We start from the raw sequence: 19280 nt of genomic DNA, 5'->3' as shown, positions 1-19280 counted from the left end.
CGCGATGCTATCCGAGGCCTCAGCCGCGCAGCCGCTCCCAGCCCGGCCGCTCCGGCCGCGCCCCCAGCTGCTTCGGGTCGCGGCTGCGGTACACCACGTACGGGCGGAACAGGTACTGCACCGGTGCGCTGAACATGTGGACCAGGCGGGTGTACGGGACCAGGGCGATGAGGAGCATGCCGATCAGGGAGTGGACGTGGTAGAGGACCGGTGCGCCGTCCATCAGTTCCGTCTTCGGCTGGAGTGTGAACAGGCTGCGGGCCCAAGGGGCAATGGTGTCGCGGTAGTTGTAGCCGTCGCCGGAGGCGTGGGTGAGCTTGGCGACCATGCCCAGCACGATCGCGGCGAGCAGCACGACGTACATGAGCTTGTCGTTGGCCGTCGTCGCGCGGAAGACGGGCGCCCTGGTGCGGCGCCGGTAGATCAGGAGCAGGATGCCGGCGACCGTGAGGACGCCGGCCGCCGTGCCGCCGTAGAGCGAGAACAGGTGGTACGTGTGCTCGCTGATGCCGATCGAGTGGGTCCAGGACATCGGGACGAACAGGCCGACGAGGTGGCCGGCGAGGACGAACAGGATGCCGTAGTGGAAGGCGTTGGAGGCGATGTTGAGCAGTTTCGACTCGTAGACCTGCGAGGACCGGGTGGTCCAGCCGTACTTGTCGTAGCGGTAGCGCCAGATCAGGCCGGCGACCAGCAGGGCGAAGGCGACGTACGGCAGGACGCTCCAGAGGAGTGTGGTCATGTGCGCATCCCGGTGTGTGCGGTCGGCAGTGCGGCGCACACGGCGTCCAGGACGGATGCGTACGGCGTGCCGAAGTCGGTGAGCCGGGAACGGAGTTGCTCCAGGCCGTCGCGGTGTTCGGTGAGGAGGTCCGTGTTGCCGGTGCGGGCCGTGAACTCCAGGACCGCGGGCAGGAAGTCGGGCAGTTCCTCGCCGGTGAACTCCAGGCCGGCGGCGCGGTAGACCTCCTTGAAGCGCACCAGCGACATGCCGCGCCGCCGGGTGTCGCCGTCGCGCCACCAGCTCAGGTAGAGGCTGTGACGGTTCTTGAAGTCGAAGACCTGGACGTAGTGTGCGGCCAGCTCCTGGGGCGGGGTCACGGCCGCGTGGTCGACGAACTCCCGTAGTTGCGGGGCGGCTTCGCGCAACAGCGGCAGCCGGGCGCGGAAGTCCTCGTCGGGGTACGTCAGACAGAGCGCGGCCCCCTGGTACAGCACGGCGTCCGAGGGCATCAGGTCTCCTTCGCATCGTCCGTGGTCTGGCGTCTGCGCAGCGCGTGGAAGTTCTCCACCGACACCAGCGGCAGCTGCCGGCGCCCCGAGTCCTGGCCGAACGGTCCGTCGCCGCCCATGCCCGGCCCGCCGTCGTAGTCGAGGCTGCAGGCGTCCGGGAGAGCCGACTCCTCCAGCCGCCGTGCATCGCCGACGGCCGCCGTCGGAATCACGTACCGGTCCTCGTACTTGGCGATCGCCAGCAGCCGGTACATCGCCTCGATCTCTGCGGGCTTCATACCGACGGCGGAGGCGACCGCCTCGCCGGGTTCCTCGCCGAGGTTGATGGCCCGCATGTGGGCGCGCATCGCGGCGAGCTTCTCCAACGAGGCGCGCACCGGTCCCACGTCACCGGCCGTGAAGACCTCCGCCAGGTACTCCAGCGGGATGCGCAACGTGTCGATCGCGCCGAACAGGTTCTGCGCGTCCTCGCCGTCGTGCCCGGTCTCCGTCAGTGCGTCCACCACCGGCGACAGCGGCGGGATGTACCAGACCATCGGCATGGTGCGGTACTCGGGATGGAGCGGGAGCGCCACCTTGTACTTGCTGATCAGCGCGTGCACCGGGGAGCGGCGGGCCGCCTCCGTCCAGTCGTACGGGATCCCCGCCTCCTCGGCGGCCCGCTGCACCGCCGGGTCGTCCGGATCGAGAAACACGCCCAACTGGGCCTCGTACAGGTCCTTTTCCTCGCGCACGGAGGCCGCCGCCGTCACCTTGTCGGCGTCGTAGAGGACGACCCCGAGATAGCGCAGCCGGCCCACACACGTCTCCGAGCAGACCGTCGGCAGGCCGACCTCGACGCGCGGATAGCACAGCGTGCACTTCTCGGCCTTGCCGGTGCGGTGGTTGAAGTACACCTTCTTGTACGGGCATCCCGTCACGCACATCCGCCAGCCCCGGCAGTGGTCCTGGTCGACCAGGACGATGCCGTCCTCCGCCCGCTTGTACATCGCGCCGGACGGACAGGACGCCACGCAGGAGGGGTTCAGGCAGTGCTCGCAGATGCGCGGCAGATAGAACATGAAGGTCTGCTCGAACTCGAACTTCACCTTCTCCGCGGCCTGTTGACGGGTCCGCTCGACCATCGGGTCGAGGTCGCCGTAGGCGGGGGCGCCCGCGAGGTTGTCGTCCCAGTTCGACGACCACTCGATCTTCATCGGTTTGCCGTCGAGCTGGGAGACGGGCCGGGCGACGGGGTAGTCGTCGCCGAGCGGCGCGTCGGTGAGGTTCCTGTAGTCGTAGGTCCAGGGCTCGTAGTAGTCCTTGATCTCCGGGAGTCTGGGGTTGGAGAAGATCCCGGCGAGCTTGTGGAGGCGGCCGCCGGCCTTCGGCTTCAGCGCGCCGCGCCGGTTCAGCTCCCAGCCGCCGCGCCACTTCTCCTGGTCCTCGTAGCGGCGCGGATAGCCCTGGCCGGGCCGGGTCTCGACGTTGTTGAACCAGACGTACTCCATACCCTGCCGGTTGGTCCACGCCTGCTTGCAGGTGACCGAGCAGGTGTGGCAGCCGATGCACTTGTCGAGGTTCATGACCATCGCGATCTGGGCCATGGGACGCATCAGTACTCGACCTCCTGGCCGCGGCGGCGGATCACCGTCACCTCGTCGCGCTGGTTGCCCGTCGGGCCCAGGTAGTTGAAGGCCCAGCTCAACTGGGCGTAGCCGCCGATGAGATGGGACGGTTTGAGGATCAGGCGGGTGAGCGAGTTGTGGATGCCGCCGCGTTTGCCGGTGGTCTCCGTCCTGGGGACGTTCACCGTGCGCTCCTGCGCGTGGTGCAGGTAGACCGTGCCGGCCGGCATCCGGTGCGAGACGACCGCCCGGGCGCTGACCACGCCGTTGCGGTTGACCGCCTCGACCCAGTCGTTGTCCAGGACGCCGATCGCCTCGGCGTCCTGCGGGGACATCCAGATGCTCTGGCCGCCGCGGGAGAGGGCCAGCATGAACAGGTTGTCCTGGTACTCGGAGTGGATCGACCACTTGTTGTGCGGAGTGAGGTAACGGACCGTCACCTCCCGTTGCCCGTCCGGGCCGAGGGCCGGTTCGCCGAACAGCTTGTTCATGTCGAGCGGCGGCCGGTAGACGGGAAGCGCCTCGCCGAGTTCGTGGATCCAGTCGTGGTCGAGGAAGAAGTGCTGTCGGCCGGTGAGGGTGTGCCAGGGCTTGAGGTGCTCGGTGTTGAGCGTGAACGCCGTGTAGCGGCGGCCGCCGGACTCGCTGCCCGACCACTCCGGCGAGGTGATCACCGCAACCGGGGCCGCCTGGGTGTCGGCGTACGTGATCCGCTTGCCCTCGTGCTCGGCGGCGAGGTGGGCCATCTCCTGCCCGGTGCGCTCCTCCAGCGTGTGGAAGCCCTGGGTGGCGAGCCGTCCGTTGGTCGTGCCTGACAGGGCGAGGATGGTGTTCGCGGCCTTCACCGCCGTATCGAGGGAGGGGCGGCCCTGGTATCCGGTGCCGTTCAACTCCCGCAGATGCCCGACCTCCTCGTCGGGCTTCAGGGCGATTCCCTTGGCGGGGAGGCCGAGTTGTTCGACCAGTGGCCCAAGTGCCGTGAACTTGGCGCCGATTGCGGTGTAGTCCCGCTCGACGACCGCAAGGTTGGGCATCGTCCTGCCGGGTACGGGTTCACACTCGCCGCGCTTCCAGTCCAGGACGACCCCGCCCGGCTGGGCGAGCTCACCGGGGGTGTCGTGCTGGAGCGGTGAGGCCACCAGGTCCTTGCGCACGCCCAGATGGTCGACGGCCAGTTCACTCAGCTTCTGCGCCAGCGCCTTGAACGTGTCGAAGTCGGTGCGCGCCTGCCACGGCGGGTCCACGGCCGGGGTGAAGGAGTGCACGTAGGGGTGCATGTCGGTGGACGACAGGTCGTGCTTCTCGTACCAGGTCGCGGCGGGCAGTACGACGTCCGACAGCAGCGTGGACGAGGTCTGCCGGAAGTCCAGTGACAGCAGCAGGTCGAGCTTGCCCTCGGGCGCCTCCTCCCGCCAGGTCACGTCCCGCGGCCGCTCGTCGGGCTCGGCCTCCTGCGCGGTCAACGACGAGTGTGTGCCCAGCAGATGCTTCGTGAAGTACTCGGCGCCCTTCGCGGACGAACCGAGCAGGTTGGCGCGCCACAGCGTCAGCACGCGCGGCCAGTTCTCCGGGGCGTCGGGGTCCTCGCACGCGAACTTCAGGGTCCCGGCGCGCAGTTCGGCCACTGCGTTCGCCACCGGGTCGCCGAAGACCTCGCCGAGCTCCAGCGGATTGCGGTCGAAGGTCGGGTACGACGGCATACAGCCCGAACGCGCCGACAGCGCAAGGCAGTCCGCGCCCGTCATCCCCTTGAACCGACCCTCGCCGAGGGGCGACGCCAGCACCTCGGCAGTGAACCGGTCATAGCGCCACTGATCGGTGTTCAGGAACCAGTACGCGGTGCCGATCATCTGGCGCGGCGGCCGCGACCAGTCCGACCCGGCGGCCAGCGTCGCCCACCCGGTGACCGGGCGGCACTTCTCCTGGCCGACGTAGTGCGCCCAGCCGCCACCGTTGCGGCCCTGGCAGCCGGTCAGCTGGAGCAGGGCGAGGAAGGCGCGGTAGATCGTCTCGGAGTGGAACCAGTGGTTGGTGCCCGCGCCCATCAGGATCATGCAGCGGCCCTTGGACCGCTCGGCGGTCCGCGCGAACTCCCTGGCGATCTTTGTGCACTTGGCCGCCGGGACCGACGTGTGCACCTCCTGCCAGGCGGGCGTGCCGGGCGCCTCCGCGTCCTCGTAGGAGGCGGGCCAGCTGCCCGGGAGGCCGGTGCGGTGGACGCCGTACTGCGCGAGCAACAGATCGTAGACCGTCGTCACCAGCGGTCCGCCCTCGCCGCCCAGCCGGGTCGCCGGAACACCGCGCCTTACGACGGCTCCGCGGCCCTGGCCGTGTGTGCCGCCCTCGGTGTCGAAGCGGGGGAGCAGCACCTCCACGTTCCCGGAGGCCTCATGGCCGTAGAGGGTCAACTCCGGTTGGATCGGCCCGAGTTCGAGGTTCCAGCGGCCCTTGCCGGAGTCGGTCCAGCGGAAGCCCAGGGAGCCATTGGGGACGACCGCGCGGCCGCTCGCCCCGTCCAGGACGACCGTCTTCCACTCGGCGCCCTCGCCGCTGTCCCCGAGCTCGGTCGCGCGCAGGAACTTCGACGGGACGTGGGCGCCGTCCTTCTCGGTCAGCGTGACCAGGAAGGGCAGGTCGGTGAACTTCCGTACGTAGTCCGCGAAGAACGGCGTCTCGCGGTCGACGAAGAACTCCTTGAGGATGACGTGCCCCATCGCGAGGGCCAGCGCGCCGTCCGTGCCGGGGTGCGGGTGCAGCCACTCGTCGGCGAACTTGGCGTTGTCCGCGTAGTCCGGCGCGACCACCACGACCTTCTGGCCGCGGTAGCGGGCCTCCGCCATCCAGTGGGCGTCCGGCGTGCGGGTCACCGGGACGTTCGAGCCCCACATCATCAGATACGCCGCGTCCCACCAGTCGCCCGACTCCGGTACGTCGGTCTGGTCGCCGAAGACCTGCGGGGAGGCGACGGGGAGGTCGGCGTACCAGTCGTAGAACGAGAGCATCGGGGCGCCGATGAGCGAGTGGAAACGGGCCCCTGCAGCGTGCGACACCATCGACATCGCCGGGATGGGGGAGAAGCCGGCGATGCGGTCGGGGCCGTACGTCCTGATCGTGTGGACGTGTGCGGCGGCGACGATCTCGACCGCCTCGTCCCAACTCGCCCGCACCAGGCCGCCCTTGCCGCGGGCCTGCTGGTAGCGGCGGCGGCGCTCGGGGTCGTTCTGGATGTCGGCCCAGGCGAGGACCGGGTCCGACAGACGTTGCCTGGCCTCCCGGTACAGCTCCAGCAGTACGCCCCTGATGTACGGGTAGCGCACGCGGGTCGGGGAGTACGTGTACCAGGAGAACGCGGCGCCGCGGGGGCAGCCGCGGGGCTCGTACTCGGGGCGGTCGGGGCCCACCGACGGGTAGTCCGTCTGCTGGGTCTCCCACGTGATGATGCCGTCCTTGACGTACACCTTCCAGCGGCAGGAGCCGGTGCAGTTCACGCCGTGCGTGGAGTTCACGACCTTGTCGTGGCTCCAGCGGTCCCGGTAGAAGGCGTCCGCCTCGCGTCCGCCCACCATCCCGATGCTGTGCAGGTCCGGCGCCGGGGTGCCGGGGCGGAAGAACCTCGCGGCGCGCAGCAGCGCTGCTCCCGGCTCGGTGGGCGGTATTCGCGTGTCGGTCACGTGCGTCGCTCCCTAGGGCCTGTGCTTCGACGCTAGGGGCGAGCAGGGGAACGCACCTGTTCATGGCAGCCGTACGGGTGCCGGGGTGAGGCGGGGCAGTGCTATGTCACATGCCACTCAGCAGTGCCATGCGACATGCCACTCGACGTCAGCGCTTGACGGCGACCCCCGCGTACACGGGCACGATCCCCTCCGCCTGGGCCGCCACGTCCTCGGCCTCCGGGCGCCATCCGGTCACCGGGATCACCCCGGGGCCGAGCAGCTCCAGCCCCTCGAAGAAGCGCTGGAACTCGGTGATCGGGCGGGGGTAGAAGGGCGTGCCGCTGGCCCGGAAGGCGCCGGCCGCCTTCGCGATGGCCTCCGGGTTCAGGTCGGGGGTGACCTGCGACAGGATCAGATAGCTGCCGGGGACGAGTGCCGCGACGTACTTCTGCAGCAGGCCGTGGACGTCGTCGCCGTCCGCCTCGTCGCCCAGGTAGTGGGTCAGCGCGACCAGTGACAACGCGATCGGCTGCGAGAAGTCGAGCGACTCGGCGGCCCGCTCCAGCAGGGTGTCGATGTCCCGCACGTCCGCGTGCACGTACTCCGTGCTGCCCTCGGCCGAGCCGTGCAGCAGCGCCTGGGCGTGCCGCAGCACGATCGGGTCGTTGTCCGCGTACACGACCCTGGAATCCGGTGCCACGCCCTGCGCCACCTGGTGGAGGTTGGGCTCGGTGGGGATGCCCGTGCCGATGTCCAGGAACTGGCGGATCCCCGCCTCGGCGACGGCGCGGACGGCCCGGTGCATGAACCTCCGGTTGGCCCGCGCCCCGCGCACCGCCGTCTTGTCCAGGGAGAGGATCTTCCGGGCCAGCTCCTCGTCCACCGGGTAGTTGTCCTTGCCGCCCAGCCACCAGTCGTAGACGCGGGCGGGGTGCGGGCGACTGGTGTCTATCTCCACGGGTGCGGCGTCGGATCCGGTCATGCGGTGTCTCCCCCTCGGAGCGGTCAAGGTGCGGTGCGTGACTCGAAGGTGCTGTGGTTCGAAAGTGCTCTAGAAGTCCTCGCGGTACTCCCGCAGGATCTTCTTCGTGCGCTGGGCCGAGGCGGCCCGCGCCGTCATGTGGTCGAGAACCTCCAGGTGCGCGGAGACCTCCTTGCGCGAGTCCAGATACAGGGCGCCGGTCAGGTACTCGGTGAAGACCATGTCCGGCAGCTCGGGCTCGCCGAAACGGAACAGCGTGAAGGGCGCGTATGTCCCCGGGTGCGGGCCGTCCTTGAACTCGGCGACCTGGATCGTGACCCCGTCCCGCTCCGCGAACTCCAGCAGCTTGTCCAGCTGTTCGCGCATCACCTCGCCGCGGATGCTGACCGGCCGCTTCAGCACCGTCTCGTCCATGATCACCCACAGGTGGGGCGGGTCAGGGCGCTCCAGCAGTCGCTGCCGGGCCATGCGCAGGGACACATGCCGCTCGATGGCCTCCGGCCCGGTCTGGCCGATCGTTCCTGCTTCCATGACCGCGCGGGCGTAGGCCTCGGTCTGCAGCAGCCCGGGGACGAAGTGCGGCTCGTAGGACCGGACGATGACGGCGGCGCCCTCGAGGCTCACGTACAGGCTGAACCAGTCCGGCAGCACATCGTGGAAGCGCTGCCACCAGCCCGGCTGGTTCGCCTCCTCGGCCAGCGCGACGAAGGCGGCCGCCTCGTCGTCCGCGACGCCGTACGTGGTCAGCAGCACCTGGACGTACGGGATCTTCAGCGCGACCTCGGCCATTTCCATCCGCCGTACGGTCGCGGGGGCCACCCGCAGGACGCGTGCGGCCTCCTCGCGTTTGAGCCCGGCCGCCTCCCGCAGTTCCTGCAGGCGCTTTCCCAGCACGACCTGACCCACGGTGGGCGCGGGACGACGCTCACTCACGCCACGCCTCCCCTGGGGTCTGTCCGGCGGATCATGCACCCACGCGCCGAAGTATGCGCGAAGCAGTGTGTCATGTTCCGCCGTCAGTCTCACGGGATCGGCGGTGAGGCGCTTGCCACGTGTGCCGGTCGGCGGGGGCGCGGATCCCCATTACCCCACGGGTAATCGACCGCCGCGGCGGCGCGCGGGATGGTGGTGGCACCGGGTTCCGGGGCGGCGCACTCCGGTCCGGAACCCGGGTTCCCGCTGCTGCAACGCGACCTCGACGGAGGGTGATTCGCCATGTCCGCGACCCAGTTCACCGCACTCGCCCGCACCTCGGACCCGCACACCGCGCTGCGTCGTTTCCTCGCCCTGGACGCGGTGGTGACGGGCGCCAACGGGCTCGCCTATCTCGCCGCCTCCGAGCCGCTCGGCCGGTTTCTCGGGGTCGGCTCGGGCCTTCTGCTCGCGCTCGGCGTGGTCCTCGCGGTGTACGGGGCGGCGGTGGGCCTGCTCGCCTTCCGGGCCCGGCCCGCCGCGCTGCCGGTACGGGCGGTGATCGAGACCAACGTCACCTGGACGGTGCTGAGTTGCGTCGCCCTGGCCGTGTGGCTGTCGCCGTCCGCAGCCGGTGCGGTGTGGACCCTGCTGCAGGCGCTGGTCGTCGCCGCCTTCGCGGCGCTGCAGTACATGGCGTTGAAAGCGCGTCAGGACACCAGCGACTGAAGGTACTTGACCGTCGCCGGGTCGGCCGGGAGCAGCGTCTCGATGGCCAGCTCGGCGACCGTCACGTCCATGGGGGTGTTGAAGGTGGAGATGGAGGAGATGAAGGACAGGGTCCGGCCGTCGTGCTCGATCTGCATCGGGAGGGCGAAGTACGGGACGGGCTCGTCCGGTTCGTGGCCGTGCTCCGGCTCCGGTACCGGGTAGGCCGCGACCTCCTCGTACAGCTCGCGCAGTGGTGCCGAGCGGTGCAGGGCGATCTCCCGTTCCATCTGCGCGAGCAGGTGTCCGCGCCACTCGCGCAGGTTGCGGATACGCGGTGCGAGACCGTCCGGGTGGAGCGTCAACCGCATGGCGTTGAGCGGAGGTTGGAGCAGGGAATCCGCGACGCCCTCCATGAGCATCATGACGCCGCGGTTGGCCGCGACGACGTTGTACACCGAGTCGACCACGAGCGCCGGATAGGGCTCGTAGCACTGGATGAGGCGCTCCATGCCCTGCCGGAGGGCGTCCAGCGCGGGGGAGTCCAGCGGGGTCTCCGGGTAGTGCGGGGCGTAACCGGCCGCCAGCAGCAGGGCGTTGCGCTCGCGCACCGGGACGTCCAGGTGCTCGGCGAGCCTGAGCACCATCTCCTCGCTCGGCCGCGAACGTCCCGTCTCGATGAAGCTGATGTGCCGTGCCGAGGAGTCGGCCCGCAGCGCCAGCTCCAGCTGACTCACCCGCCGCCGCTCCCGCCAGGCCCGCAGCAGGGGCCCGACGCCCTTGTCGGCGGGGGCGGTGGCCGAGGCGCCGGTTCCGGTCGGGACAATGGTCATACGTACGACCGTAGTCGAGGAGCGCAGCAGATGACCTGGCCGTCGCAGCCGATCCTGGAGACCGCCGCGGTGTACCGCGCCCGAGTGCGTGGCTGCCTCCTCGGAGGGGCGGTCGGCGACGCCCTCGGCTACCCCGTCGAGTTCGCCACCCTCGACCGGATCCGCGCGGCCCACGGCGAGCGCGGGGTGACCGGGTTCGTACCTGGCGCGCACGGGGTCACCGGCCTGATCAGCGACGACACCCAGATGACCCTGTTCACCGTCGAGGCCCTGATCCAGGCGCACGCCCGGGAACGGGAGAAGGGGATCGGCGGCGCGTGGGCGCTACTGCTGCGCCATGCCTACGAACGCTGGCTGGAGACCCAGTCGAAGCCGGGTCCGGAGCAGGGCGGCGCTGCGACGGGCGGTCTGATCGGCGAGGCCTGGCTGTACGCCCGCCGCGCCCCGGGCAACGCCTGCCTCTCCGGGATCGCCCAGATGTACGCCCCTGACCCGTGGCTCGAGCTGGACGGCAAGCCGGGGCAGGTCAACCCCGAGTCCAAGGGTTGCGGCACCGTGATGCGCTCGGCCCCCTTCGGCCTGGTCAACCCCGCCGACGCGGCCTTCGCGATGGCCGCCCGCGGCGCCCAGATCACCCACGGCCACCCCACCGGCTACTACGCCTCGGGCGCGCTGGCCGCGATCGTGTCCCACGTCGTGGACGGAGAGTCCCTGGAAGGCGCGGTCCTGCGCACCCTGCGGCTGCTCGCCCGCCACCCGGGTCACGAGGAGACGTCGGCCGCCCTCGAAGAGGCCCTCGACCTGGCCGCAGAGGGATCGCCGACCGCGGAGAAGGTCGAATCCCTCGGGGCCGGATGGGTCGCCGAGGAGGCCCTCGCCATCGGCGTCTACTGCGCGCTGGCCGAGTCGCGCGGGCGGGACGCCCTGCTCCTGTCCGTCAACCACTCCGGCGACAGCGACTCCACCGGCTCCATCTGCGGCAACCTGCTCGGCACGCTGCACGGCGACGTCGGCCTGCCGCACGCCTGGGTCCAGCAGGTCGAGGGCCGGTCCCGGATCGCCGCGCTGGCGGACGACCTGGCGGCCGAAAAGGCCCGCGGCTGACCTCCCGGGACCCATTCTGACCAGGGCCTCGGCGGCACAGCTGTGGCACGCTGAAAAGGAACCCGGCCCCTCGGAAGGAGCGAGCCATGCCCGTGGAACCGCTGTCGCAGAAGGAGATCGAGGACCGGCTGGCCGAGCTGCCGGGCTGGTCGGTCGAGGACGACCGGCTCACCCGCTCCTACCGGCTCGGCTCGCACTTCGCGGCCACCGCGATGGTCATCCACATCGCCCAGGTCCAGGACGAGCTCGACCACCACTCCGACCTCACCCTCGGCTACAACACCGTGTCCGTGTCCGTGAACACGCACAGCGTGGGCGGGGCCGTCACCGAGCTGGACTTCGGGCTCGCACGCAGGGTCGAGGATCTGGCACCGGGACACGGGGCACACTGACCCGTGTGCTCGACTACGACAAGGAAGCCGCAGCGTACGACGCCACACGCGGCGGCGAGCCCCGGGCCGAGGCCGCCGCGGACGCCGTACTGGGCCTGATCCCCGCCGGCGCCGAGCGGCTCCTGGACGTCGCCTGCGGCACCGGCATCGTCACCAGACGGCTCGCGTCCGCGCGGCCCGCGACCCGGGTGACGGGCGCCGACCTGACGTACGGCATGGCCCGGATGGCCGCCGCCCGGCTGCCCGGCTCGGTGCTGCTGGCCGACAGCCGCCGACTGCCGTTCCGCGACGGGACGTTCGACGCCGTCACCAGCGTCTGGCTGCTGCACCTCCTCGACGAACCCGAGGACGTCCGGGCGGTCGTCGCCGAGTGCGCCCGGGTGCTGCGGCCCGGCGGCGTGTATGTCACCACGGTCGACAAGGCCGCCGCGCACGACGTCGGCAGCGACATCGACGCAGTCCTCGCCGCACGGCCGCGCCGCCCGGCCCGGGACGCCGGGCGACTCGTGGAGTCGTACGCCGCCGCACACCGCCTCTTCCCGGCCGGGCAGGCCTCCTTCCCGGGCCGCGGTCAGGGCCGCAGCCCCCGCAGGACCGTGGCCGACCTGCGCCGCGGCTGGTTCACGGTGCTGCCGCCCGGCGACCCGGTCACCGAGCGGTTCGCCACCCGGGTGGCGGCCCTGCCCGACCAGGACCGCCCACGCCCCGACCCGGAGTTCACCCTCTGCGCGTTCAGGAAGCCGCCGGTCGACTAGGCGGCCTTCGGGCGGCTGAAGTCCATGGTCCAGTTGGCCAGCCAGGTCTCCCCGCCGTCGAGGGAGAAGGCCTGCTCCCAATGGGCGGAGTCGGGCGACACGTCCGCCCACACGAACCGCACGCGCACGTCCTTCCCGTCGTGCGTGTCGTCGCCGTAGAACTCGCCGCGGTCGCCGTCGAAGCGGCCGACGACCGGCGGGAACAGCTTGCCGCTGCGACTGGCGGCCCAGTTCAGCGACCACTGTCCGGTCTCCCGGTCGTAGAGCCGCAGCGTCGCCCCCTTCGCCGCCAGGTACGGCATGTCGATCTCGTCGACGTTCGCGGCCCCGTCGAACAGCGGCCAGCAGCGGTTCGTGGCCGGGAACTCGACCCAGTCGCTGTCCGGGTCGAGGAAGTCGGTGCGGCGGCGGTTCACGACCGCCCACTCGCCGTGGAAGAAGTCGAAGTCGTGCGGGCTGCTCATGAGCGGTCTCCAGTGGTTCCTGCGGGCAGGGAGTCGGCCAAGTAGGCGTCCAGGTCGGGGACTTCGGGCACGAGCATGTGCCGTACCCAGGCGTCCCGTTCGTGCTGGATCGGCGGGAGTTCGAAGACGCAGCCGATCCAGGGCAGTTCGGGCCTGATGAAGTGGGTCGGGTCATGGTCCGGGCAGCCGGTCATCGGCTGGCCCGCCGCCGCGTTCGCGTAGTGCAGGACGTTGTCCCACACCCAGCTGTACGCGTTGATGTAGGCGCCGTCGTCGTTGCCCCGGTGCACCACGACGAAGGTCACCGGCGGAGTGCCGTCCGCCTCCGGCAGCAGCTCCGGGAGGATCGCGTACGCCGCCTTCTCCACGTCCGGCGCGATACCGGCCGGGTCGGCGGTGACGTGGTAGCGCTTGATGTGCCGCCCCGCCACCTCGATCGGCGGCGGCACGGTCAGGAGTTTTTCCTCGAAGGCCATGGACAGGACGCTAGGTCCGCTTCACTGACACCATCTGTCAGTGAAGTCTGGGAACCTGAGGAGGTGAAGTCCAGCCGCCTCGTCTCGATCCTGCTCCTCCTCCAGACCCGCGGCCGCATGACCGCCGCCCAGCTCGCCGAGGAGCTGGAGGTCTCGGTACGCACGGTCTACCGGGATGTCGAGGCGCTGAGCGCGGCGGGCGTCCCGCTCTACGGCGACGCGGGCCACGCCGGCGGCTACCGCCTGCTCGACGGCTACCGCACCCGTCTGACCGGCCTCACCGCCGGCGAGGCCGAGGCCCTCTTCCTCGCGGGCGCTCCCGGCCCGGCCGCCGAGCTCGGTCTCGGCTCCGTCCTGGCCGCCGCCCAGCTCAAGGTCCGTGCCGCGCTGCCGCCGGAGCTGCGCGCGGGCGCCGACCGGATCGCCGGCCGCTTCCACCTCGACGCACCCGGCTGGTACGCGGACGCGGAGGAGACGCCGTATCTGCCGGCGGTGGCCGACGCGGTGTGGAACTGCCGGGTGCTCAACGTCCTGTACCGCCGCTGGGCCGAACCCACCGACGTGGAACGCCGCCTGGAGCCGTACGGACTGGTGCTGAAGGCGGGGCGCTGGTACGTCGTCGCGGGCCCCGGCCCGCGCACCTTCCGCGTCGACCAGATCCTCGAACTCGCCACCTCCGACGAGGAGTTCACCCGCCCCGACGACTTCGACCTGGCCGCGTACTGGACGGCGTACCAGCGCGACTTCCACAACCGGCTGTACCGCGGCGAGGCGCTGGTCCGCCTGGCACCGGGCACACAGCTGCAGAGGGCGGTCAACTGCCGTACGGACAAGGATGGTTGGACCATCGCCACCGTCCCCATCGAGTCCGTCGAGCACGCCCACGGGGAGTTTCTGCGGCTGGGCGCGGACATCGAGGTGCTGGAGCCGGCCGAGCTGCGCGAGCGCATCGCCCGGACCGTCGCCGAACTGGCCGAAAGGTACGCCAAGTTGGCGTAAAGGCAGGGCAACGCGGAGGCAAGCGGCGGCGACCGAGTGTGCGGAACCCGTCCGTCCTCTCTGGAGGTTCGTCCCGTGCAGCACCCGCACAAGCACCGCAGACGCCGCGTCCTCCTCTCGGCGGTGACCGGCGCCGCGGCCCTCGTGGCCGCAGGGCTCACCGCGCTCAACGCCGGCACAGCCCAGGCCGCCACCGCACGGCAGGTCGAGAAGCTCGACCGGGGTGTGGTCAGCGTGCACACCGACAGCGGCAACCTGGTCAGCTGGCGCTGGCTCGGCACCGACCCGAACGATGTCACCTTCAACGTCTACCGGGCCGGTACGAAGGTGAACTCGGCCCCGATCACCGGCTCCACGAACTTCTTCCACTCCGGCGCGCCCGCCCAGGCCGACTACACCGTCCGGGCGATCGTGGGCGGCGTCGAGCAGGGCGACTCCGTCCATGCGGTCCAGTTCCGCACCGGCTACAAGGATGTGCCGATCAGCCCGCCCGCGGGCGGCACCACGCCCGACGGGGTCGCCTACACCTACGAGGCGAACGACGCCTCCGTCGGAGACCTCGACGGCGACGGTCAGTTGGACTTCGTCCTGAAGTGGCAGCCGACCAACGCCAAGGACAACTCCCAGTCCGGCTACACCGGCAACACGATCGTCGACGGCATCAAGCTCGACGGCACCCGCCTGTGGCGCATCGACCTGGGCCGCAACATCCGCTCCGGCGCGCACTACACGCAGTTCCAGGTGTACGACTACGACGGCGACGGCAAGGCCGAGATCGCCATGAAGACGGCCGACGGCACGGTCGACGGGACGGGGACCGTCATCGGCAGCTCCTCTGCCGATTACCGGAACTCCAGCGGGTACGTGCTCTCCGGACCCGAGTACCTGACCATGTTCAACGGGCAGACCGGCAAGGCGATGCAGAGCGTCGACTACGTCCCGGCCCGCGGCACGGTGTCGTCGTGGGGCGACTCGTACGGCAACCGAGTGGACCGGTTCCTCGCGGGGACGGCGTACCTGGACGGTTCACGACCGTCGCTGATCATGGCGCGCGGCTACTACACGCGTACGGTCCTCGCCGCCTGGGACTGGCGGAACGGCTCCTTCACCCGCCGCTGGACCTTCGACACCAACTCGTCGACCAACACCGGCAAGGGGTACGACGGTCAGGGCTCGCACAGCCTGTCGGTCGGGGACGTCGACAACGACGGCAAGGACGAGATCGTCTACGGCGCGATGGCCGTCGACGACAACGGCAACGGCCTGTGGACCACCAAGACCGGGCACGGCGACGCCCAGCACCTCGGTGACCTCGACCCCTCGCACACGGGCCTGGAGTACTTCAAGGTCTCCGAATCCAGCTCCCAGCCCGCCGAGCTGTACATCAACCCGGCCAACGGGACGGTCGATTGGAAGCTCGACCCCTGCTGCGACAACGGCCGGGGCGTGGCCGGTGACATCTACGCCGGCAACGACGGAGCGGAGGTCTGGTCGGCGTCGGACTCGTCCATCCGCGACGAGGCCGGCGCCACCAAGGGCCGCGAACCGTCCTCCGTGAACTTCCTGTCCTGGTGGGACGGGGACACCACACGTGAACTGCTGGACGGCACCCACATCGACAAGTACGGCACGTCAGGAGACACCCGTCTGCTGACGGGCTCCGGTGTCCACTCCAACAACAGCACCAAGGCGACGCCGTCGCTGTCCGGCGACATCCTCGGCGACTGGCGCGAGGAGGTCGTCTGGCCGACCAGCGACAACACGGCCCTGCGGATCTACTCCACGCCGTATGAGACAAGCACGAGGATCACGACCCTGCTGCACGACACGATGTACCGCACGGGCATCGCCTGGCAGAACACCGCCTACAACCAGCCGCCGCACCCGAGCTTCTTCATCGGCAGCGGCATGGCGACGGCACCGAGGCCGACGGTCTACACCCCGTGACACGGAGGCGGTCGCCCGCCGGTTGCGGGCGACCGCCTCATCGCGTCGGTTCAGCCGCCGCCGAGGCCGCCCAGCAGACCGCCCAGGAGCCCGGTGACGAGGCCCAGGAGGCTGCCCAGGGGATCGTCGTCGCCCTTGTCGCCCTTGTCCCCCTTGGAGGAGGTCTCGTCGTCCGAGGGCGTGAGACATGCCTCGTGGCCCAGGAGGGACACATGGGTTGTCCCCTCGCACTTGGCGGGGGTGTCGGCCGCAGAGGCGCACGGCGCCAGCAGGGTCACGGTGAGTACGGGCGCGGCGAGGACCGCCGCCATGCGGGCGCGAGTCGTCTTGCGTGTGCGCTGCGACATATCTGTCCCTTTCGACAGGTATGGGAATACTTCCTTGATCAGGCTCACGTGATCCGCTGCGCTCCGCAACTCGAACAACACTCACCGTGACCGCCTGCTCGGGTCAGGCGACCGTGCAGCTCTGATCGCCCAGCTTGAACGACGTCGGTTTCGTGTTCGACCCCGCCCAGCTCCCCGTGAACCCGAAGCCCACGGACGCGCCCGCCGCCACATTGCCGTTCCAGTTCAGGTTCTTCGCGGTCACCGCCGCACCCGACTGGGTGTGGTCGGCGTTCCACAGCTGCGAGATCTGCTGACCGTCCGCGAAGGACCACCCAAGTGACCAGCCGCTCCAGGCAGTTGAGCCGGTGTTGCTCAGCTGCACGTCGGCCTGGAAGCCGCCCGACCACTGATTGGTGATCTTGTACGTCACCGTGCAGGCGCCGGTGGGCGTCGGTGTCGGGTCCGTGCCCCCGCCGCCGTCACCGCCACCGGTGTCCGACGTGTCGCCATAGATGACGCCGCGCCCGTTCGTCGAGACGTACACCCGCCCGTAGACCCGTGGGTCACCGGTGATCGCCGCACCCGTCCAACCCCACTGGTGGGCATCGTCGTTGATACGGGTCCAGCTCGCGCCCTTGTCGGTCGAGCGGAAGATGCCGCGTACGCCGCCGATCTTCGCGCTGGTGTACAGCGTCTGGTACGAGGCTCCCGTCGCCGCCTTGCCGAAGCCGACCGTGTCGGCCTGCTCGACGTTCGACAGCTTGGTGAAGCTCGCCCCGCCGTCCGTGGAGTGCCACAGACCGTACGCCCCGTTCGAAGCGCCGCCCGCGAGCCAGACATCGCCCTTCGTGCCGGGCAGCGCCTTGAAGCGCACGCTGTCGCCGCTCGGGAGGCCGCTCGCCGGCGAGGCCGTGAAGGTCGCGCCGCCGTCCGAACTGACGTAGAACTTCCCGGACTTGAAGCCGTAGAAGGTCTTCGCGTCGACCCGGTCCGACTCGACGATCGCGCCGGAGGGTATCCCGCTCGACGCCGACCAGGACGAGCCGAAGCCGGTCGTGTACTGCACGCCCGCTCCCGCCGGGCTCCACACGAACCGGCTGCCGTCGGAGGCCGCGGCCGCCGTCCCGCCACCGCTCACGCCCGAAGGGTCCGTCCCCGCAAACCAGTTGGCGCCGTTGTCCGTCGAGAACGCGATGTGCGGCCCGGAGTCGAGGTTGCCGACGCGGACGACCGTGTTCGGGTTCGTCTCCGCGAAGTCCAGGCTGGTCGTCGTCGTGAAGGTCGGCGAAGTGAACATCATCGACGGGACCTTGGTCGGATCGGTGTGCCGGAAGCCGCCGATGTCACCGAGGGCGCTGAACAGCTGGGCGCCGCCCGACGGGGGAGCGGCGAGGTCGTTCACCGCCGTCTCCTCCAGACCCTGCACCATGGGCCTGACGGTGAACCGGCCCCCGCTGTCCCACTGCGTCAGATTCTCGCTGCCGTAGATCGTGGCGCCCGTCCCGTACATCATCCGGTCGGAGTTGAACGGGTCGATCTCCAGCGCCTCCGTCATCCAGCCCAGTTTCGGGGTCTGTTCGGGCGGGGACGGGTTCGCGCCGAAGGTCAGCCAGGGGGAGGACGAGACGTCCATCGTGTAGCGGTTCGAGCGGTTGGGGTACGACGTGTAGTCCCACGCCTTCGTCCAGGTGCCGCCGCTGTCCGTGGAACGGAAGATCTGGGTGTCCGGCCACCAGGAGCTGTAGGCCGTCGCCATGACCGTGCCCGGGTGCTGACGGTCGACCGTCAGGCCGCTGAAGCCGTAGTACGTGTCGGCCTCCGCCACCGGGCTGATGTTCGTCCAGGTGCCGGTCGCCGTCGCATAGCGCCACAGTTGACCCTTGCCGCCGTCGTACGGGCCGCCCTTGTCGCTGTAGGCGAGGTAGAGGTAGCCGTTCTTGGCGTCGAGGACGCCCTTGTGGGCCAGGTAGCCGGTCGGCTGCCCGGCCAGTCGCGTCCAGGTCGTGCCGGCGTCCGTAGACCGATACACGGCGTTGTCCTTGTCGGCGACCCCGACATAGATGGTCCTGGTGGCGCTTCCCGAGCTGCCGGTGGACTCGTCGAAGGTGACCCAGACGATGCCCTGGTTGTCGCTCGCGTACCCGCTCGTGTCGCTCGAATCCTGTACGTAGTTACCGACGTTGGGGAAGTTCGTCACCTGCGACCAGGTCACGCCGGAGTCCGTCGACCGCCACAGGCCCTTGCCGCTGGGTGCGCCCAGGTACAGCACGCTGTCCTTGTTCGGGTCGATCGCGAGCCGCTCGCCCATGCCGCGGCCGGGCATGTTGCCGCCGAGCTTGAAGGGCAGGCCGGTCTTCTGCCAGCTGCCGCCGCGGTCGGAGGACCTGAGCACGGCTCCGTTCCCCGGGTCCCAGCTGTTGGTGTACGTCCCTACGGCCGCGTACACCTTGTTCGGGTCGACGGAGTCGGAGGCGAGGCTCACCACGCCGGTGTGCCCCCAGTCGTCCCAGCCGATCGAGTCCGTCAGAGGCGTCCAGGTCTTCGTCGCCTCCTGCCAGCGGTAGGCGCCGCCGATGTCGGTGCGGGCGTAGGCCAGGTTCTTCTCGCTGCGGTTGAAGACGATCCCGGGGACGAAGCCACCGCCGTCGATCCGGGCGTTCTTCCAGGTGTAGGTGTCGGCGGCGAGTTTCGCTCTCGGGGTGCTGTCGGCGGCGAGCGCGGGCGGGGAGCCCGCCAGTAAGCCGGCCGCGAGGGCCAGCACGGCCGTGAGGACGCGGGTTCTTCGCACGGCGGTTCCTTTCGGGGTGGGGGTGCGAAAGGTGTGCGGGTGGTACTGGTGGTAAGCGCTTTCTCCGTGATGCGTGAGTGCCGGGCGGCCCCCAGTGC

At 70.1% G+C, this 19280-nt stretch carries 17 protein-coding genes; 6 read left to right on the top strand and 11 right to left on the bottom strand.

Features of this window, described 5'->3' with window-relative positions; translation table 11 throughout:
- Window positions 1–19: 19 nt before the first annotated feature.
- The 6 genes from narI to ACFY1L_RS04040 all read right to left on the bottom strand — a co-directional run bounded on the left by narI (window position 20) and on the right by ACFY1L_RS04040 (window position 8408).
- Window positions 20–742 (bottom strand): respiratory nitrate reductase subunit gamma, encoded by a 723-nt coding sequence (gene narI, locus ACFY1L_RS04065; RefSeq protein ID WP_388817780.1) that lies wholly within the window; start codon window positions 740–742, stop codon window positions 20–22.
- Window positions 739–1233: a nitrate reductase molybdenum cofactor assembly chaperone gene (narJ, locus tag ACFY1L_RS04060; RefSeq protein ID WP_388817777.1), complete on the bottom strand. Its 495-nt coding sequence runs from the start codon at window positions 1231–1233 to the stop codon at window positions 739–741. The genes narI and narJ overlap by 4 nt, the downstream gene beginning before the upstream one ends.
- On the bottom strand, window positions 1233–2828 hold the full coding sequence (narH, locus tag ACFY1L_RS04055) for a nitrate reductase subunit beta (RefSeq protein WP_388817774.1): 1596 nt from the start codon (window positions 2826–2828) through the stop codon (window positions 1233–1235). Before narH ends, narJ begins: the two co-directional genes overlap by 1 nt.
- Window positions 2828–6511 (bottom strand): nitrate reductase subunit alpha, encoded by a 3684-nt coding sequence (locus ACFY1L_RS04050; protein ID WP_388817771.1) that lies wholly within the window; start codon window positions 6509–6511, stop codon window positions 2828–2830. The genes narH and ACFY1L_RS04050 overlap by 1 nt, the downstream gene beginning before the upstream one ends.
- Window positions 6512–6659: 148 nt before the next feature.
- Entirely contained in the window at window positions 6660–7475 is an 816-nt protein-coding gene (locus ACFY1L_RS04045) for an SAM-dependent methyltransferase (protein WP_388817768.1), read from the bottom strand.
- Between the two features lie 69 nt (window positions 7476–7544).
- On the bottom strand, window positions 7545–8408 hold the full coding sequence (locus ACFY1L_RS04040; RefSeq protein WP_388817765.1) for a helix-turn-helix domain-containing protein: 864 nt from the start codon (window positions 8406–8408) through the stop codon (window positions 7545–7547).
- A 282-nt stretch (window positions 8409–8690) separates the two neighbouring features.
- On the opposite strand from ACFY1L_RS04040, the gene ACFY1L_RS04035 reads away from it, so the two are divergent.
- Window positions 8691–9116, top strand: a complete 426-nt coding sequence (locus tag ACFY1L_RS04035; protein WP_388817762.1) for a hypothetical protein — start codon at window positions 8691–8693, stop codon at window positions 9114–9116.
- Here ACFY1L_RS04035 and ACFY1L_RS04030 read toward each other — a convergent pair.
- A complete protein-coding gene (locus tag ACFY1L_RS04030; RefSeq protein ID WP_388817759.1) occupies window positions 9098–9928 on the bottom strand; it encodes a helix-turn-helix domain-containing protein in 831 nt (276 codons plus the stop codon). The two genes, ACFY1L_RS04035 and ACFY1L_RS04030, sit on opposite strands and share 19 nt — an antisense overlap.
- Window positions 9929–9958: 30 nt before the next feature.
- Here ACFY1L_RS04030 and ACFY1L_RS04025 point away from each other — a divergent pair, with 30 nt between their 5' ends.
- The 3 genes from ACFY1L_RS04025 to ACFY1L_RS04015 all read left to right on the top strand — a co-directional run bounded on the left by ACFY1L_RS04025 (window position 9959) and on the right by ACFY1L_RS04015 (window position 12179).
- Window positions 9959–11032 carry an ADP-ribosylglycohydrolase family protein gene (locus ACFY1L_RS04025; RefSeq protein ID WP_388817756.1) on the top strand — a complete coding sequence of 358 codons (1074 nt, stop codon included), beginning with the start codon at window positions 9959–9961 and terminating at the stop codon, window positions 11030–11032.
- Between the two features lie 86 nt (window positions 11033–11118).
- Window positions 11119–11424 (top strand): 4a-hydroxytetrahydrobiopterin dehydratase, encoded by a 306-nt coding sequence (locus tag ACFY1L_RS04020; RefSeq protein WP_388817754.1) that lies wholly within the window; start codon window positions 11119–11121, stop codon window positions 11422–11424.
- Between the two features lie 5 nt (window positions 11425–11429).
- Window positions 11430–12179 carry a class I SAM-dependent methyltransferase gene (locus tag ACFY1L_RS04015; protein WP_388817751.1) on the top strand — a complete coding sequence of 250 codons (750 nt, stop codon included), beginning with the start codon at window positions 11430–11432 and terminating at the stop codon, window positions 12177–12179.
- On the opposite strand, the gene ACFY1L_RS04010 is transcribed toward ACFY1L_RS04015, so the two are convergent.
- Window positions 12176–12643, bottom strand: a complete 468-nt coding sequence (locus tag ACFY1L_RS04010; protein WP_388817748.1) for a hypothetical protein — start codon at window positions 12641–12643, stop codon at window positions 12176–12178. The two genes, ACFY1L_RS04015 and ACFY1L_RS04010, sit on opposite strands and share 4 nt — an antisense overlap.
- Window positions 12640–13119 (bottom strand): hypothetical protein, encoded by a 480-nt coding sequence (locus tag ACFY1L_RS04005; protein WP_388817744.1) that lies wholly within the window; start codon window positions 13117–13119, stop codon window positions 12640–12642. The genes ACFY1L_RS04010 and ACFY1L_RS04005 overlap by 4 nt, the downstream gene beginning before the upstream one ends.
- A 63-nt stretch (window positions 13120–13182) precedes the next feature.
- Here ACFY1L_RS04005 and ACFY1L_RS04000 point away from each other — a divergent pair, with 63 nt between their 5' ends.
- Together ACFY1L_RS04000 and ACFY1L_RS03995 are read left to right on the top strand one after the other, a co-directional pair.
- Window positions 13183–14118 carry a helix-turn-helix transcriptional regulator gene (locus ACFY1L_RS04000; RefSeq protein ID WP_388817741.1) on the top strand — a complete coding sequence of 312 codons (936 nt, stop codon included), beginning with the start codon at window positions 13183–13185 and terminating at the stop codon, window positions 14116–14118.
- A gap of 75 nt (window positions 14119–14193) precedes the next feature.
- On the top strand, window positions 14194–16065 hold the full coding sequence (locus ACFY1L_RS03995; RefSeq protein ID WP_388817738.1) for a rhamnogalacturonan lyase: 1872 nt from the start codon (window positions 14194–14196) through the stop codon (window positions 16063–16065).
- Between the two features lie 50 nt (window positions 16066–16115).
- Here the strand turns inward: ACFY1L_RS03995 and ACFY1L_RS03990 are convergent, their stop codons facing one another.
- Together ACFY1L_RS03990 and ACFY1L_RS03985 are read right to left on the bottom strand one after the other, a co-directional pair.
- The gene (locus ACFY1L_RS03990; protein ID WP_388817735.1) at window positions 16116–16412 is read right to left on the bottom strand and encodes a hypothetical protein; all 297 of its coding nucleotides are present in this window, start codon (window positions 16410–16412) and stop codon (window positions 16116–16118) included.
- A gap of 103 nt (window positions 16413–16515) precedes the next feature.
- Window positions 16516–19182 carry a cellulose binding domain-containing protein gene (locus ACFY1L_RS03985; protein ID WP_388817732.1) on the bottom strand — a complete coding sequence of 889 codons (2667 nt, stop codon included), beginning with the start codon at window positions 19180–19182 and terminating at the stop codon, window positions 16516–16518.
- Window positions 19183–19280 lie beyond the last annotated feature (98 nt).

The organism is Streptomyces sp. NPDC001663 (genome assembly GCF_042893105.1).
Classification (GTDB): domain Bacteria; phylum Actinomycetota; class Actinomycetes; order Streptomycetales; family Streptomycetaceae; genus Streptomyces.
This window is presented reverse-complemented; position numbering and strand designations above follow the sequence as displayed.

Excerpts from the sequence above, each read along its gene's own strand:
- narH (WP_388817774.1), bottom strand. The coding sequence starts at position 2,828 with ATGCGTCCCATGGCCCAGATCGCGATGGTCATGAACCTCGACAAGTGC.
- ACFY1L_RS04030 (WP_388817759.1), bottom strand. The coding sequence starts at position 9,928 with ATGACCATTGTCCCGACCGGAACCGGCGCCTCGGCCACCGCCCCCGCC.
- narI (WP_388817780.1), bottom strand. The coding sequence starts at position 742 with ATGACCACACTCCTCTGGAGCGTCCTGCCGTACGTCGCCTTCGCCCTG.
- ACFY1L_RS04025 (WP_388817756.1), top strand. The coding sequence starts at position 9,959 with ATGACCTGGCCGTCGCAGCCGATCCTGGAGACCGCCGCGGTGTACCGC.
- ACFY1L_RS04005 (WP_388817744.1), bottom strand. The coding sequence starts at position 13,119 with ATGGCCTTCGAGGAAAAACTCCTGACCGTGCCGCCGCCGATCGAGGTG.
- ACFY1L_RS04045 (WP_388817768.1), bottom strand. The coding sequence starts at position 7,475 with ATGACCGGATCCGACGCCGCACCCGTGGAGATAGACACCAGTCGCCCG.
- ACFY1L_RS04035 (WP_388817762.1), top strand. The coding sequence starts at position 8,691 with ATGTCCGCGACCCAGTTCACCGCACTCGCCCGCACCTCGGACCCGCAC.
- ACFY1L_RS03990 (WP_388817735.1), bottom strand. The coding sequence starts at position 16,412 with ATGTCGCAGCGCACACGCAAGACGACTCGCGCCCGCATGGCGGCGGTC.
- narJ (WP_388817777.1), bottom strand. The coding sequence starts at position 1,233 with ATGCCCTCGGACGCCGTGCTGTACCAGGGGGCCGCGCTCTGTCTGACG.
- ACFY1L_RS04010 (WP_388817748.1), bottom strand. The coding sequence starts at position 12,643 with ATGAGCAGCCCGCACGACTTCGACTTCTTCCACGGCGAGTGGGCGGTC.
- ACFY1L_RS04020 (WP_388817754.1), top strand. The coding sequence starts at position 11,119 with ATGCCCGTGGAACCGCTGTCGCAGAAGGAGATCGAGGACCGGCTGGCC.